Annotated in this window: 10 protein-coding genes and 1 pseudogene; 5 read left to right on the top strand and 6 right to left on the bottom strand. The window is 73.6% G+C overall.

The window, feature by feature from the left end; all coding sequences use genetic code 11:
• A pseudogene (locus ABEA77_RS30750) lies at nucleotides 1-1,677 on the top strand (AfsR family transcriptional regulator); the annotation flags it as partial.
• A gap of 270 nt (nucleotides 1,678-1,947) precedes the next feature.
• On the opposite strand, the gene ABEA77_RS30745 reads toward ABEA77_RS30750, so the two are convergent.
• The 3 genes from ABEA77_RS30745 to panB all read right to left on the bottom strand — a co-directional run bounded on the left by ABEA77_RS30745 (nucleotide 1,948) and on the right by panB (nucleotide 5,001).
• Complete coding sequence (locus tag ABEA77_RS30745) at nucleotides 1,948-2,847, bottom strand: ABC transporter permease (protein ID WP_345654883.1); 900 nt, start codon at nucleotides 2,845-2,847, stop codon at nucleotides 1,948-1,950.
• Nucleotides 2,844-3,890: an ATP-binding cassette domain-containing protein gene (locus ABEA77_RS30740; protein WP_345654881.1), complete on the bottom strand. Its 1,047-nt coding sequence runs from the start codon at nucleotides 3,888-3,890 to the stop codon at nucleotides 2,844-2,846. The genes ABEA77_RS30745 and ABEA77_RS30740 overlap by 4 nt, the downstream gene beginning before the upstream one ends.
• A gap of 220 nt (nucleotides 3,891-4,110) precedes the next feature.
• A complete protein-coding gene (panB, locus tag ABEA77_RS30735) occupies nucleotides 4,111-5,001 on the bottom strand; it encodes a 3-methyl-2-oxobutanoate hydroxymethyltransferase (RefSeq protein WP_345654878.1) in 891 nt (296 codons plus the stop codon).
• 299 nt (nucleotides 5,002-5,300) lie between these two features.
• Here panB and ABEA77_RS30730 point away from each other — a divergent pair, with 299 nt between their 5' ends.
• A complete protein-coding gene (locus tag ABEA77_RS30730; protein WP_345654876.1) occupies nucleotides 5,301-6,320 on the top strand; it encodes an endonuclease/exonuclease/phosphatase family protein in 1,020 nt (339 codons plus the stop codon).
• 78 nt (nucleotides 6,321-6,398) lie between these two features.
• On the opposite strand, the gene ABEA77_RS30725 is transcribed toward ABEA77_RS30730, so the two are convergent.
• Complete coding sequence (locus ABEA77_RS30725; protein WP_345654873.1) at nucleotides 6,399-7,271, bottom strand: SDR family NAD(P)-dependent oxidoreductase; 873 nt, start codon at nucleotides 7,269-7,271, stop codon at nucleotides 6,399-6,401.
• Between the two features lie 69 nt (nucleotides 7,272-7,340).
• A complete protein-coding gene (locus tag ABEA77_RS30720; protein ID WP_345654870.1) occupies nucleotides 7,341-7,955 on the bottom strand; it encodes an acyl-CoA-like ligand-binding transcription factor in 615 nt (204 codons plus the stop codon).
• Between the two features lie 166 nt (nucleotides 7,956-8,121).
• Between ABEA77_RS30720 and ABEA77_RS30715 the strand changes: the two genes are divergently transcribed.
• On the top strand, nucleotides 8,122-8,868 hold the full coding sequence (locus ABEA77_RS30715; protein ID WP_345654868.1) for a glucose 1-dehydrogenase: 747 nt from the start codon (nucleotides 8,122-8,124) through the stop codon (nucleotides 8,866-8,868).
• Nucleotides 8,869-9,004: 136 nt separating this feature from the next.
• Here ABEA77_RS30715 and ABEA77_RS30710 read toward each other — a convergent pair whose 3' ends face one another.
• Nucleotides 9,005-10,366, bottom strand: coding sequence for a glutamine synthetase family protein (locus tag ABEA77_RS30710; RefSeq protein WP_345654865.1), 1,362 nt, complete (start codon nucleotides 10,364-10,366; stop codon nucleotides 9,005-9,007).
• A 298-nt stretch (nucleotides 10,367-10,664) separates the two neighbouring features.
• On the opposite strand from ABEA77_RS30710, the gene ABEA77_RS30705 reads away from it, so the two are divergent.
• Together ABEA77_RS30705 and ABEA77_RS30700 are read left to right on the top strand one after the other, a co-directional pair.
• Nucleotides 10,665-12,425: an NAD+ synthase gene (locus ABEA77_RS30705; protein WP_345654862.1), complete on the top strand. Its 1,761-nt coding sequence runs from the start codon at nucleotides 10,665-10,667 to the stop codon at nucleotides 12,423-12,425.
• 67 nt (nucleotides 12,426-12,492) lie between these two features.
• On the top strand, nucleotides 12,493-15,513 hold the full coding sequence (locus tag ABEA77_RS30700) for a bifunctional [glutamine synthetase] adenylyltransferase/[glutamine synthetase]-adenylyl-L-tyrosine phosphorylase (protein ID WP_345654859.1): 3,021 nt from the start codon (nucleotides 12,493-12,495) through the stop codon (nucleotides 15,511-15,513).
• Nucleotides 15,514-15,539: the final 26 nt, after the last annotated feature.

Raw genomic sequence — 15,539 nt, 5'->3', positions numbered from 1 at the left:
GCGGAGGCGGTGTGTGGTGGTGGTGCCGGGGGTGGTGGTGCGGATGTCGCGGATGTGTTGGGGGCGTTGGTGGACAAGTCGTTGGTGGTGGCGGCGCCGGGGCCCGGGGGCGCGATGCGCTACCGGATGCTGGAGACCATCCACGAGTACGCCTCCGAGCGGCTCGACGAGGCGGGCGAACGCGCGGAAATCGAGCGCAGGCACCTGGTGCACTACCGCGAACTGGCGCGTATGACCGACCCGTTGCTGCGCGGCGCCGAGCAGAGGACCGCGCTCGACACGCTCAGGCGCGAGTACGAGAACATCCGCACGGCCCTGCGCAGGGCGCACGCCGCCCGTGACGAGCAGGAGACGCTCTGCCTTGTGCTCTCCCTGACCTGGTACTGGCAGATGGTCGACCAGCGCGTCGAGGCGCGGCAGTGGCTCACGAACGCCGCCGAGCTCGGCCCCGACCCCTTCGCGGCGCCCCTGCGGCCGGCCGGACCCATCCACCAGCGGTGCACCGACAGCCCGCCGCCGATGGCGGACGACGTCCTGGTGGAGGCGCGCCGCCAGGTGGGGCTGCTCGGCCTCCTCAACACCGACCTGCCCGCCGAGGACTGGCTGAGCGAGCGTGAGAGCTGGTTCGACTCCGTCGCGGGCGTCTACCGGCCGGGTCTGCCGCAGACGTGCCGCTACCCCGGCTTGTTCTGGCTGCTGACCCTGCTGTTCACCGGCGACGAGGAGGGGCTTGCGCGCGCCCTCGACGAGACGGTCGCCGCCTGCGAGGAGTTCGGCTACGAGTGGGAGCTGGCGAGTGTCCTCCGGCTGCGGGCGAACATGCGGGCCAACCGGGGCGCGTCCGCCGAGGCCGCGGTGCGCGACGCCGACCGGGCGCTCGTCGTCTTCCAGCGGCTCGGCGACGTGTGGAGCACCGCGGAGACACTGTCCGCGCGGGGCGAGGCGAACGAGCGGCTCGGCCGCTTCGGCGCGGCCGTCGCCGACTTCACGCAGGCCACCGTCTACGCGGAGGGGCTCGGCGCGCTCCACCACATGGCGGTGCTCCGGGTGCGTCTCGCGCAGAACCTCATGGAGGTCGGGCGCGCCGAGGAGGGCGAGGCGATCCTCCACGAGGTGCTCAGCGGCTCCGAGGGCGAGGACGGCTCAGGGCACCACGAGGTCCCCGTGGCCCGGCTGTTCCTCGCGATATGGCTCGGCCGCACCGGGCGCGTCGCCGAGGCGCGCACCCAACTGCGCCTTGCGCGAGAGCGGTTCCAGAGCGAGGCGATGCTGGTCTTCCGCGGCTTCGTCCAGGACACCGAGGCCTGGCTCGACGTCGAGGAGGGGCTGTACGGGCAGGGCAGGGAGCGCATCCGCGAGGCGCTGACCTTCACCACGAGCCCGATGGCGCGGCTGGTGGCCCCCGAGATGGCCGCCGTGCAACTGCTCATCGGCGCACGCTGCCTCGCCGGGCTCGCGCCGGAGGGCGGCGCCCCGGCCCGCGGCGCGGCGCGCCTGCTGGGCGCCTACGAGGGGCTCGTACCCGCGGGACACATCCGGGCGCCCTTCGAGGCGGAGCTGTACGAGACGGCGCAGAAGGAGGCCCTCACCGCCCTCGGCGGCGACGAGCCCCGCCTCACCGAACTCCGCGCCGAGGGCGCCACCCTGACCCGCGAGGAAGCCGCGTCCCTCATCTGACCGCCCCCGCGGCCCGTGCGTGCGCTGTGGCCATGCGGTCGTGTCCGAGGCCGTCCCGCAGGCCCGTGCGCGCGGACGCGCACTCCGTCCACGGACCGTCACGAAACTTCGAGGCCGCAGGCCCGTGCGCGCGCGGACGCGGACGGGCGCGTGCCGTGGTCCTGGCCGCCTGTGCGGCCCGGCGCGCGCCCGTCCGTCTCTTCCTTCCCCCGCCCGGGACCGGGCCGTCCGCCCCGCCGGCGTGCGGCGGGGGCGGGGAGGCCCGGTCGCTCAGGTCTTGTCCCGGAACTTGCGGACCGCGAGCGGCGCCATCACCAGGGTGATGCCCGCCGCCCAGGCCAGGGTCATCAGCGCCGAGTGGGTCACCGGCCCGCCGTCGACCAGGCCGCGCGCCGCGTCGGCGAGGTTCGACAGCGGGTTGTAGTCCGTGAAGCCCTGGAGCCATCCCGGCATGGTCCTCGTCGGCGCGAAGATCGACGAGCCGAACTGGAGCGGCATCAGCACGATCATCGCCACGCCCTGCACGGCCTGCGCGGTCTTCATGGTCAGGCCGAGCAGGATGAAGATCCACATCAGGGCCGCGCCGAAGAGCAGCGAGAGCCCCACGGCCGCCAGCAGCCCGAGCACCGACGTCTGCACCGTCATGCCGAGCGCGAACCCCATGCCGAGCAGGATCGCCGTCGCGACCAGCATCCGGCCGATCTCCACCACGATCTTCGCGATGAGCACCGACGAGCGGGCGATCGGCATCGTGCGGAACCGGTCCATGACCCCCTTGCGGAAGTCGTCGTTCATGCCCGTGCCCACGGCCATGGCGATGTTCATGCCCATCATCGCCATCAGGCCCGGCACCACGTAGTTCAGGTAGTCGTGGCGGTCGCCGCCGAGGCTGGCGCCGACCGAGCCGCCGAAGACGTAGACGAACAGCACCGTGAAGATGATCGGCATCAGCAGCACGTCGAACATGGACTCGGGGTCCTGCCGGATCTGCAGCGCGTTGCGCCGCACCAGGGCGCCGATGTGCCGCAGGTTGGCCCGCAGGCCGATCCGCCCGTCGTCCGTGGCCGGCCCCGGGGAGCGCGGGCCGGGAGGGGCGGGCGCCCCCGCGTGCCGCGCGGCGGGCCCGCCCGCGGCCGGCTGCGCCTCGGCGCTCGTGGATGTCGTACTCATGCCGCCACCCCCTCGGTCTCGCTGCCGGCGCCCGCGGCCGCCGCCGCGCCGTCCGCCGTCTTCTGGCCCGTGATCGCCAGGAACACCTCGTCAAGACTGGGCAGGTGCGTGCCGATGTGCGCGATCGAGATGCCGTGTGCGCCGAGCAGGCCGATCACCGCCGTCAGCTGCCCGTCGCTGAGGATCGGCACGTACAGCACGCCCTCTTCGGGCACCGCCGTCGCCCCCGCGACCCCGTCGAGGCCCGCCTCGGCGAGAGCCCGCGCCATGTGCGGCAGGGCGGCCGCGTCGGTCGGGGCGATCTTCAGCGTGCGCCCGCCGACCCTGGCCTTCAGGTCGTCGACCCGGCCGCTCGCGATGACCCGGCCCCGGTCGAAGACCGTCAGCTCGTCCGCGAGTTGCTCGGCCTCCTCCATGTACTGCGTGGTCAGCAGCACGGTCGCCCCCTCGCCGACCAGCCGCTGCACCTCGTCCCACACCTCGTTGCGGGTGCGCGGGTCGAGACCCGTCGTCGGCTCGTCCAGGTAGAGGACGGCCGGACGGCCGATCATGGACGCCGCCAGGTCGAGCCTGCGCCGCATGCCGCCCGAGTACTGCATGGCGGGCTTCTTCGCCGCGTCCGTCAGCGAGAACCGCTCAAGCAGCTCGTCCGAGCGCCTGCGGGCCTCCTGCCGGGGCAGGTCGAGCAGCCGCCCGATCATGTAGAGGTTCTCCCAGCCGGAGAGCTTCTCGTCCACCGAGGCGTACTGCCCGGTCAGGCCGATGGTGCGGCGCAGCTGCCGGGGCTGGCGCAGCACGTCGTACCCGGCGACGGTCGCGGAGCCCGCGTCCGGCCGCAGCAGCGTGGACAGGATGCGTACGAGTGTGGTCTTGCCCGCGCCGTTCGGCCCCAGCACGCCGAGGACGGTGCCCTCGCGTACGTCGAGGTCGACCCCGTCCAGTGCCCTGGTGCCCTGGGGGCCGCCGAACTGCTTGACGAGCCCCCGCACTTCGACGGCGATGCCCCCGCGGCCACCGCTCTGGTTCTTGTCGATTCGCGTCATGCCCCCATGGGACCAGGGGCCACCGACAAGCCACCGACAAGCCACCGACAGCGAGGCCACCCGGACGATGCTCGCCGACATATCGCCCACATATCGGCGACAGCTCGCCGGGTGGCCCTCCCGCCGGAGTGCGCGGCTCCCGGGCGGGCCGCGGCGCCCAGCGCGCGGCGGCCCGCCGACGGGGGACGGCCGGCGGGCCGCCGGTGGTGCGGGCAGTGGCTCAGTGGAAGGTGTGCTCCGCCTGCGGGAACGTTCCTGTGACGACCTCGTCCGCGAAGGTGCGCGCCGCGTCGCCGAGCGTCTGCCGCAGGTTCGCGTACTGCTTGGTGAAGCGCGGCACCCGCCCGGGGGTCAGGCCCGCCATGTCCGTGTAGACGAGGACCTGCGCGTCCGTCTCGGGGCCCGCGCCGATCCCCACCGTCGGGATGTGCAGGCTCCGGGTGACCTCGGCGGCCAGCTCGCCCGGCACCAGTTCGAGCACCACCGCGAAGGCGCCGGCGTCCTGCACGGCCTTCGCGTCCCGCAGCAGCTGCTGCGCGGCCTCCTCGCCGCGGCCCTGCACCCGGTAGCCCATGGCGTTGACCGACTGCGGGGTGAGGCCGATGTGGCCCATCACCGGGATGCCGGACTGCACGAGCAGCGAGATCTGCTCGTGGGAGCGCTCGCCGCCCTCCAGCTTCACCGCGCCGACCCCCGCGTCCTTCACCAGGCGGGTGGCGCTGCGCAGGGCCTGTACGGGCCCCTCCTGGTACGAGCCGAACGGCAGGTCCGCCACGATCAGCGCGCGCCGGGTGCCGCGCACCACGGCCGCGGCGAGCACCGCCATCTCGTCGAGCGTCACGGGCACCGTCGTCTCGTACCCGAGGTGGCAGTTGCCCATGGAGTCGCCCACGAGCATCACGGGGATCCCTGCCTCGTCGAAGACGGACGCCGTCATCGCGTCGTACGCGGTGAGCATCGGCCACTTCTCGCCGCGCTCCTTGGCCGCGGTGATGTCGTGGACGGTGATCCTGCGGGAACTCTTCCCGCCGTACAGCGCCTTGCCGCTGCCGTCGGCGGATGTCGGGGGGTGTGCGGGCGCCGCCGCTGCGGCACCGGATGAAGAGGTCATGGCCTGCGGCCCTTTCGTCATCTCAAGGCGCCCTGACGGCGTCCCTGGACCACTTCCCATGGTGGCACCAGGGACGGGAGGCGGGAAGTGGGGGTTCCCGCCTCGGCCTGTGATCCGGGCCCCACCCGGGGCCGGGAACCTCCCGGCGCCCGGGTCACGTCCTGGTCTCGGTGGGGCTGTCGTGAGGCGGCGGCGAAAGCCGGGCTCCATCCCCTAGGGTCGGACAGACCCGGGGCGGGTGCGCGGGGCGGGACCCCCGGCCCGTTCCCGACGCACGGGCGAAGTCAGCGAGGGTATTCATGACGCAGGAGCACACGGCGGAGACGGTGACGGTCGCGGCGGACGCTCGGGACACCGGTATCCGGCGGGGGCCCGGCTCCGTGCGCGGCTGGCGGTCGGGGGCCTGGCGCAGGGGCATCGTGCTCGCGCTCGCCGCCCTCGCGGTGACCCTCGTGATGGCGCTGCACTCCCACATCCCCAACGCCTTCGGCAACGTGGGCTCGCTCGCCGAGACCTTTCTGCCGTGGCTCGGCCTCGCCGTCCCGGTGATCCTGGTGCTCGCGCTGGTCCGCAGGTCCGCCCTGGCGCTGGTCGCGCTGGTGCTGCCGGTCGCCGTCTGGCTCAACCTCTTCGGCGGACTGGTCGTCAGCAAGGAGGCCGCGGGCGGGGACTTCACGGTCGCCACCCACAACGTGAACGCGGAGAACGCCGATCCCGCGGGCACCGCGGCCGACCTCACCCGCTCCGGTGCCGACGTCGTCGCCCTGGAGGAGCTCACCCCCGCGGCCCTGCCGACGTACGAGAAGGGCCTCGCGGGCACGTACAAGTACCACGCCGTCGAGGGCACGGTCGGGCTGTGGAGCAAGTACCCCATGACGGGGACCCGCGCCGTCGACATCCGCATCGGCTGGAAGCGCGCGATGCGCTCGCTGATCGACACGCCCCACGGGCAGGTCGCCGTGTACGTCGCCCATCTGCCGTCCGTGCGGGTGAAGGTGCACGCGGGGTTCACCGCGGGCCAGCGCGACGACAGCGCCAACGCGCTGGGCGCAGCGATCGCCGCCGAGCGGCAGTCCCGGGTGGTGCTGCTCGGCGACCTCAACGGCACCATGAACGACCGCTCCCTCGTCGGCGTCACCGCCCAGATGCGCAGCACCCAGGGCGCCGCGGGCGACGGCTACGGCTTCAGCTGGCCCGCGGCGTTCCCGATGGCGCGCATCGACCAGATCATGGTGCGGGGCGTCGACCCCAAGTCCTCCTGGACCCTGCCGGCCACCGGCAGCGATCACCTGCCGATCGCCGCGCGCGTACGCCTGTAGCGGCCGCGCCGCGCTGGAGCCCGCCCCCTCGCCCCACAGGGGGTGCGGCACCTGCGGCGCGGGCGCCCCTGGCCAGGCTCAGCGGCCGCCCGCCGCGCGCAGCACCGTGCCGGAGACGTAACTCGCCTCGGGGGAGAGGAGCCAGGCGACGGCCGCCGCGATCTCCTCGGGCTCGCCCGCCCGCCGCAGCGGAATGGCCGGGGCCATCCGCGCCGGGCGGTCCGGGTCGCCCATCGCCGCGTGCATGTCCGTGTCGACGAGGCCGGGGGCGACGGCGTTGACCCGGATGCCCTCGGGGCCTAGCTCCTTCGACAGGCCGACCGTCAGCGCGTCGACGGCCGCCTTCGTCGCCGCGTAGTGCACGTACTCGCCGGGACTGCCCAGAGTCGCCGCCGCCGACGACACGTTCACGATGACGCCCCCGGGGCCGCCCGCACCGCCCGCCGTCATCTCGCGGACCGCGCGGCGGCAGCACAGCAGCGTGCCCGTGAGGTTCACGTCCACCACGCGCCGCAGCACCTCGGCCGAGGTGTCCGCGAGCCGGCCGAGCGGCCCGGTCACGCCCGCGTTGTTCACCAGCGCCGTGACCGGGCCCAGCTCCGCCGCCGCCGTCTCGAACAGCAGGTCCACGTCGCCCTCGCGCGACACGTCGACCCGTACGGTCACGCACCGCGCCCCCGCCCCCTCGACGGCGCGCGCCGTGCGGGCCGCGGCGTCCGCGTCGTTCACGTACGCCAGCGCGATGTCGTGCCCGTCCGCCGCGAGCCGCGCGCAGACCGCCGCGCCGATGCCCCGGCCGCCGCCGGTGACCACCGCCACCCGCCGCAGCGGCCCGGGGGCCGCGCCCCCGTCCGCCCCGGCGACCGCCCGCTCGACCTCCGCCGCCTCCGGCGCGCCCGGCGCCCCCGCGGTTCGCGCGGGGGCCGCCCCCGCCTCGCTGTTCTCCGTCATGAGCGACGTGTCTACCGCACCGCCACCCCCTCCCGCAGCAGGGCCCCGGCCGGCCCACGGACCCGGGGGCTACCGTGCCGGGCGCAGTGCGGCGGTCGGGGCCTGCGCGACCGCCAGGTTCCGCGTCAGGCGGTCGAGGAAGGCGTCGGCGTCGCCGCTGCTGAGCCACGTGCGCAGCGCGGCGACGAAGGCCCCCTGGCAGGCGCTCGCGACGATCAGCGGAGCGGGGTTCTCGGGAGAGGCGCCCGTCCGCTCCGCCAGATGGACGGCCACCACCCGCTTCCAGCTCTCCCAGTGTTCGTAGGCGCCGGCCTGCAACGCGGGGACGGTGTCCAGGAGCCGGAACCGCTCCAGCCAGACGTCACTGCTCCGCACGGCCTCGCGCGTCGAGGCGTACACCGCGCGCTGCACCCCTGCGAGCAGGTCGGTCTCCTCGGGAAGCTCCGCGAGATGCGACCGGAGCGAGTCGATGGTGTCGTTGAAGGCGTACCAGATGACGCCGGACTTCGACTGGAAGTACCGGAAGAACGTCGTGCGGCCGATGCCCGCGGCTTCGCACATCGCCTGGACGCTCACCGCGTCGTACCCGTCGCGCTGCAGCAGCTCCATCACGACCCGCTCCACCTCGCGGCGGGAGGCGGCGCGGGGCCGCCCGGGACTGCGGTGGGTCGGACCAGACGGCATGCCCCCACTCTAGCCACCTCGCGGCCGGGGCCGTGACGGGGAGCGACTGGTTTTTGGTACTGAGGCCCACTATGGTGCGGGAGTGAGTGCCGGGGCTCGCAAAAGGGAGCTGCGCGGCATTTCGCGCCGGTTCGGCAGCGGAGAGTAGTCACGGAAGGAAAGCGCGATGGGAAAGCTCGACGGCAAGGTCGCCATCATCACGGGCGCGGCGCAGGGGATGGGCGAGTCGCACGCGCGGCGGTTCGTCAGCGAGGGGGCCAAGGTCGTCCTCACCGACCTCAACGAGGAGCGGGGCAAGCTCATCGCCGACGATCTGGGTGCGGACGCGCTGTTCCTGCGGCACGACGTCACGTCGCCCGCCGACTGGCGGCGGGTCCTCCAGGAGGCCGAGCGGGCGTTCGGCACCGTCACGGTCCTGGTGAACAACGCGGGAATCCTGGGCCCCATCAGCGAGACGACCCAGTTCGACGAGGACGAATACCTCAAGGTCTGCGCGGTCAACCAGCACTCGCAGTTCTACGGGATGAAGACCGTCATCCCGTCCATGCAGAAGGCGGGCGGTGGCGCCATCGTCAACATCTCCTCGACGGCAGGCATGGTCTCCATCGTCGGCGCGCCGAACCTCGCCTACGTGGGCAGCAAGTTCGCCTCGCGAGGCATGACCAAGCATGTCGCCGTCCAGTACGGCCCCGACAACATCCGGGTGAACTCGGTCCACCCGGGCTACATCAAGACCCCCATGATGGAAGCGGCGACCGACGAGAATGGAGGAGGCATCGCCGACCAGGTGCCGCTGCGCCGCATGTCGGACCCCGACGAGGTGTCCAGCCTCGTCCTCTTCCTGGCCTGTGACGACTCGTCCTACATCAGCGGCATGGAGCACGTCATCGACGGCGGACTGACCGCGCAGTGACGCGCGCGGCGCGCCGTGCCGCCGCGCGGCGCGCGGGCGCGCCGTGACCGGTCCCGCCCGCGGCTCCGCACGGTTCCGCGGGCGGGCGGCCACCGCCCCGCCGGGCGGCGTGCCCGCCGGGGCGGCGTGGCGGGGCCTACAGCACCGGCAGGTTCTTGCGGAGTTCGAAGGCCGTCACCTCGGAGCGGTACTCCTCCCACTCCGACTTCTTGTTGCGCAGGAAGAACTCGAAGACGTGCTCGCCCAGCGTCTCCGCGACCAGTTCGCTGCGCTCCATCAGCGCGATCGCCTCGCCGAGGTTCTGCGGCAGCGGCTCGATGCCCATCGCGCGGCGCTCCGCGTCGGACAGGGCCCACACGTCGTCGTCGGCGCCCGCGGGCAGCTCGTAGCCCTGCTCGATGCCCTTGAGGCCCGCGGCGAGCAGCACCGCGTACGTCAGGTACGGGTTCGCGCCCGAGTCGATCGAGCGGACCTCCACCCGCGCGGAGCCCGTCTTGCCCGGCTTGTACATCGGCACGCGGATCAGCGCCGACCGGTTGTTGTGGCCCCAGCAGATGTACGAGGGGGCCTCGCCGCCCGCGCCCGCGCTGCGGGTCGAGCCGCCCCAGATCCGCTTGTACGAGTTGACCCACTGGTTGGTGACCGCGGAGATCTCCGCCGCGTGGTTCAGCAGGCCCGCGATGAACGACCGGCCGACCTTGGAGAGCTGGTACTCCGCGCCCGACTCGTAGAACGCGTTGCGGTCGCCCTCGAACAGCGACAGGTGGGTGTGCATCCCGGAGCCCGGGTGCTCGGAGAACGGCTTCGGCATGAACGTCGCGTGCACGCCCTGCTCCAGCGCGACCTGCTTCATCACCAGGCGGAACGTCATGATGTTGTCCGCGGTCGACAGCGCGTCCGCGTACCGCAGGTCGATCTCCTGCTGGCCCGGCGCCCCCTCGTGGTGGCTGAACTCGACCGAGATGCCCATCGACTCCAGCATGGTGATCGCCGTGCGGCGGAAGTCCATGCCCACCGCCTGCGGCGTGTGGTCGAAGTAGCCCGAGTTGTCCGCGGGCGTCGGCCGTGTGCCGTCCAGCGGCTTGTCCTTGAGCAGGTAGAACTCGATCTCCGGGTGCGTGTAGAAGGTGAAGCCCTGGTCGGACGCCTTCGCCAGCATCCGCTTCAGCACGAACCTGGGGTCCGCGAAGGACGGCGAGCCGTCCGGCATCAGGATGTCGCAGAACATCCGGGCCGTGCCCGGGGCCTCCGCGCGCCACGGCAGGATCTGGAACGTCCCCGGGTCGGGCTTGGCGATCATGTCGGACTCGTAGACCCGCGCGAATCCCTCGATGGCCGAGCCGTCGAAACCCATGCCCTCGTCGAACGCCTGCTCCAGCTCGGCCGGGGCCACGGCCACCGACTTCAGGAAGCCGAGCACATCGGTGAACCACAGGCGCACGAACCGGATGTCGCGCTCCTCGAGCGTACGGAGCACGAACTCTTGCTGCTTGTCCATTCCCACTCATCCTTGCTGGTCAGGCTGGTCGCCCCGGCGTCGTACCGTGCCCCGGCGGTCTGTGCGGACATGTGGCGGCACCGAGCATGCCATCACAGGGTTTCCGACAGATTGCGGCCCCCCGGCGGCTCCTGCGGCGGCCCCTGTCGCATCCCCGGTGCCCATACTGCCTGCCGGAACGGCCCGCGGACACCCGGGTGGGCCCGGGGACCCCGCCCGCAGGGTCCTGCGCCCCGCCGCACCGTACGGGACCCGGGTATCGCGTCAGAGCGACGATTACGGTGACTACACTGGTCCCGTGCCTCAACTACGTCTCGCCCTGAATCAGATCGACTCGACCGTCGGCGACCTCGCGGGGAACGCCGAGGCGGTCGTCCACTGGACCCGGCACGCCGCCGAGCAGGGGGCGCACCTCGTCGCGTTCCCCGAGATGGTGCTGACCGGCTACCCCGTCGAGGACCTGGCCCTGCGGTCGTCGTTCGTCGAGGCGTCCCGCGCGGCCCTGCGGGCGCTCGCCGCCCGCCTCGCCGACGAGGGCTTCGGCGACGTCCCCGTGATCGTCGGCTACCTCGACCGCTCCGAGACCGCGCAGCCGAAGTACGGGCAGCCGGCGGGGGCCCCGCTGGACGCGGCGGCCGTGCTGCACGGCGGCCGCGTGGTGCTGCGGTACGCCAAGCACCACCTGCCGAACTACGGCGTCTTCGACGAGTTCCGGTACTTCGTGCCCGGCGACACCCTGCCCGTCATCCGCGTCCGCGGCGTCGACGTCGCGCTCGCGATCTGCGAGGACCTGTGGCAGGACGGCGGGCGCGTGCCGGCGACCAGGACCGCGGGCGCCGGGCTGCTGGTGTCCGTCAACGCCTCCCCGTACGAGCGGCTCAAGGACGACACCCGCCTCGAACTGGTGCGCAAGCGCGCCCAGGAGGCCGGCTGCACCACCGCGTACCTCGCGATGATCGGCGGCCAGGACGAGCTGGTCTACGACGGCGACTCCATCGTCGTCGACCGGCACGGCGAGACCATCGCACGCGCCCCGCAGTTCGCCGAGGGCAGCGTCATCCTCGACCTCGACCTGCCGGCCGCCGCCCCCGAGCCGCCGTCGGGCACCGTCGACGACGGGCTGCGCATCGACCACGTGACGCTCTCCGCCGAGCCGCTGCCGCCCTACGAGCCCGAGCTGACCGGCGGGCACGCGGACCGCCTCGACGACGACGAGGAGGTCTACTCGGCGCTCGTCGTCGGCCTGCGCGCCTACGTCGCCAAGAACGGCTTCTCCTCCGTCCTCATCGGCCTGTCGGGCGGCATCGACTCGTCCCTCGTCGCGGCCATCGCCTGCGACGCGCTCGGCGCGCACCACGTGTACGGCGTGTCCATGCCGTCCAAGTACTCCTCGGAGCACTCCAAGGACGACGCCGCCGACCTGGCGCGGCGCACCGGGCTCCACTACCGCACGGTCCCCATCGAGCCGATGTTCGACGCCTACATGGGCTCCCTGGGCCTCACCGGGCTCGCCGAGGAGAACCTCCAGTCCCGGCTGCGCGGCACCACGCTGATGGCGCTGTCCAACCAGGAGGGCCACATCGTCCTCGCGCCCGGCAACAAGTCCGAGCTCGCCGTGGGCTACTCCACCCTCTACGGCGACTCCGTCGGCGCGTACGGGCCGATCAAGGACGTCTACAAGACGGACGTCTTCCGGCTCGCCCGCTGGCGCAACCGCGCCGCCGAGGAGCGCGGCCAGACGCCCCCCATCCCCGAGAGCTCCCTCACCAAGCCGCCGAGCGCCGAACTGCGCCCCGGCCAGGTCGACACGGACTCCCTGCCCGACTACGACGTGCTCGACCGCATCCTGGAGCTGTACGTCGACCGAGACCAGGGCAAGGACGCCATCGTCGCCCTCGGCTTCGACGAGGAACTCGTCGCGCGCACCCTGCGCATGGTGGACGTCGCCGAGTACAAGCGGCGCCAGTACCCGCCGGGCACCAAGATCTCCGCCAAGGGCTTCGGCAAGGACCGCCGCCTGCCCATCACCAACCAGTGGCGCGAGCAGACCTCCCGCTGAGCCCGCCCCTGTCGTCCCAGAACGCAGCGGCCCCGCGGCCGGGGCCCCACAGCTTACGGAGACACCGATGACGACGGCGCCGGGCCGCCGCAGCAGCACCTTCACACGCCTGCTGCGGCACGGATTCACCGACCCATCCGCTGCCGAGCGCTTCCTCGACGCGCCCGCCGTCGCCGCCATACGGGCCGATCCGCTGCTGCTCGACGCGCTCGGCGCGACCGCCGACCCCGACCTCGCGCTGCGCGGGCTCGTACGGCTCGCCGAGGCGCAGGAGGACGAGGGGGAGCGGCGCCTCTTCCTCGACACCCTCGTCACGGCGAAGCCGCTGCGCGACCGGCTCCTCGGGGTGCTCGGCGCCTCCGAGGCGCTCGGCGACCACCTGGCGCGGCACCCGGGCGACTGGCGCGTGCTCGCCACCTACGAGTCCGCCGACCTGCACCCGGGCGTCAGCGAGTTCGAGCAGGTGCTCGCGGCCGCCGCGGCCGCCGCCGACCCGGTCGCGCTGCGCGTCGCCTACCGGCGCTGCCTGCTCGCCATCGCCGCCCGCGACGTGTGCGGCACGACCGGTGTCGCCGAGACCGCGGCCGAGCTCGCCGACCTCGCCACGGCCACCCTGCGCGCCGCCCTCGCCATCGCCGAGGCCGCGGCGCCCGAGGACGCGGCGGCCTGCCGCCTCGCCGTGGTCGCCATGGGCAAGTGCGGAGGACACGAGCTGAACTACGTCTCCGACGTGGACGTCATCTTCGTCGGCGACGTACCTGAGGGCGCGGGGGACGCCGACGAGACGGCCGCCGTGCGGGCCGCGACCCGCCTCGCCTCGCACCTCATGCGGATCTGCTCGGAGACCACCGTCGAGGGCTCGATCTGGCCCGTCGACGCCAACCTGCGCCCCGAGGGCCGCAACGGCCCCCTCGTGCGCACCCTCAGCAGCCATCTCGCCTACTACGAGCGCTGGGCCAAGACCTGGGAGTTCCAGGCCCTGCTGAAGGCCAGGCCCGTCGCGGGCGACGCCGCACTCGGCGCCGCCTACCAGGAGGCCGTCACGCCCCTCGTGTGGCAGGCCGCGGAGCGCGACCACTTCGTGCCCGACGTGCAGGAGATGCGCCGCCGCGTCGTCGCCACCATCCCCGCGGGCCAGGCGGAGCGCGAGATCAAGCTCGGCCCCGGCGGGCTGCGCGACGTCGAGTTCGCCGTCCAGCTGCTCCAGCTCGTGCACGGCCGCAGCGACGCCTCCCTGCACAGCGGCACCACCCTCGACGCGCTCGCGGCGCTCGCGGCCGGCGGCTACGTCGGCCGCCGCGACGCCGCCCAGCTCGACGAGGCGTACCGCTTCCTGCGGACCGTCGAGCACCGCATCCAGCTCCACCGGCTGCGCCGCACCCACCTGATGCCGGACGACGAGGCCGACCTGCGCCGCCTCGGCCGCTCCATCGGGCTGCGCACCGACCCGGTGGCCGAGCTCAACCGCGAGTGGAAGCGGCACGTCGCCGTCGTGCGGCGGCTGCACGAGAAGCTGTTCTACCGGCCGCTGCTCGACGCGGTCGCCCAGCTGGCGCCCGGCGAGACCCGGCTCAGCGCCAAGGCCGCCGGCCAGCGCCTCGAAGCGCTCGGCTACGCCGACCCGGTGGCCGCCCTGCGCCACCTGGAGGCGCTGTCGTCGGGCGTCTCCCGCAAGGCCGCGATCCAGCGGACCCTGCTGCCCGTGCTGCTCGGCTGGTTCGCCGACTCCGCCGACCCCGACGCGGGCCTCCTCGGCTTCCGCAAGGTCTCCGACGCGCTCGGCAAGACCCCCTGGTACCTGCGGCTGCTGCGGGACGAGGGCGCCGCCGCCGAGAACCTCGCGCGGGTGCTCTCCGCCGGGCGCCTCGCCCCCGACCTGCTGCTGCGCGCCCCCGAGGCGGTCGCCCTGCTCGGCGACCCCGAGGGCCTCGCGCCGCGCGGTCGCGAGGCCCTCGAAGCGGAGATCGTCGCCGCGGTCGGCCGCGCCGACACCGCGGAGGGCGGCGTCGCGGTCGCCCGCGGGGTGCGCCGCCGCGAGCTGTTCCGCACGGCCGCCGCCGACATCGTCGGCTCGTACGGGACGGAGGAGAGCCCGGCGGAGGGCGACCACGGCGCCCTCGTCGACCGGGTCGGCACGGCGCTGACCGCGCTCAACGCCGCGACCATCGCGGGCGCCCTGCGCGCCGCGGTCCGCGAGCGCTGGGGCGACACCCTGCCCACCCGCTTCGCCGTCATCGGCATGGGCCGCTTCGGCGGCCAGGAACTCGCGTACGGTTCCGACGCGGACGTGCTGTTCGTGCACGAGCCACGGGAGGGCGTGGACGAGCACGAGGCGGCCGTCGCCGCGTCGGCCGTCGTCACCGACGTCCGCAGGCTCCTCCAGGTGCCCACCGCCGACCCGCCGCTGCTGATCGACGCCGACCTGCGGCCCGAGGGCAAGAGCGGCCCGCTGGTGCGCACCCTCGCCTCGTACGCCGCCTACTACCGGCGCTGGTCGCTGGTGTGGGAGAGCCAGGCGCTGCTGCGGGCCGCGCCGATGGCGGGCGACGCGGACCTCGGAGCCCGGTTCGTCGAGCTGATCGACCCGCTGCGCTACCCGGAGCGCGGCCTGTCCGAGGACGACGTGCGCGACATCCGCCGGCTCAAGGCCCGCATGGAGACCGAGCGGCTGCCCCGCGGCACCGACCCCAACCTGCACGTGAAACTCGGCAGGGGCGGCCTCACCGACGTCGAGTGGACCGTCCAGCTGATCCAGATGCGCCACGCCCACGAGGTGCCGGGCCTGCGCACCACCCGCACCAGGGCCGCGCTGGCCGCCGCCAGGGACGCGGGCCTCATCGACCCGGAGGCCGCGGCCACCCTCGACGAGGCGTGGGTGCTCGCGACCCGGGTGCGCAACGGCACGATGCTGGTGCGCGGCAGGCCGGGCGACACCTTCCCCTCGGAGAGCAGGGACCTGGCCGCTGTCGGCCGCTACCTGGGCTACGGGCCGGGCCGCGTCGGCGAGATGCTGGACGACTACCGGCGGGCCACGCGCCGCGCCCGGACCGTGATGGAGGAGATCTTCTACGGCTACGAGGCGCCCTGACGGCGGCGGCACTCCGCCCGCCGCCC

This window comes from Streptomyces tremellae (assembly GCF_039540215.1).
GTDB lineage: Bacteria > Actinomycetota > Actinomycetes > Streptomycetales > Streptomycetaceae > Streptomyces > Streptomyces tremellae.
The sequence above is the reverse complement of the archived record's forward strand: the minus strand, read 5'-3'. Positions and strand labels throughout refer to the sequence as shown.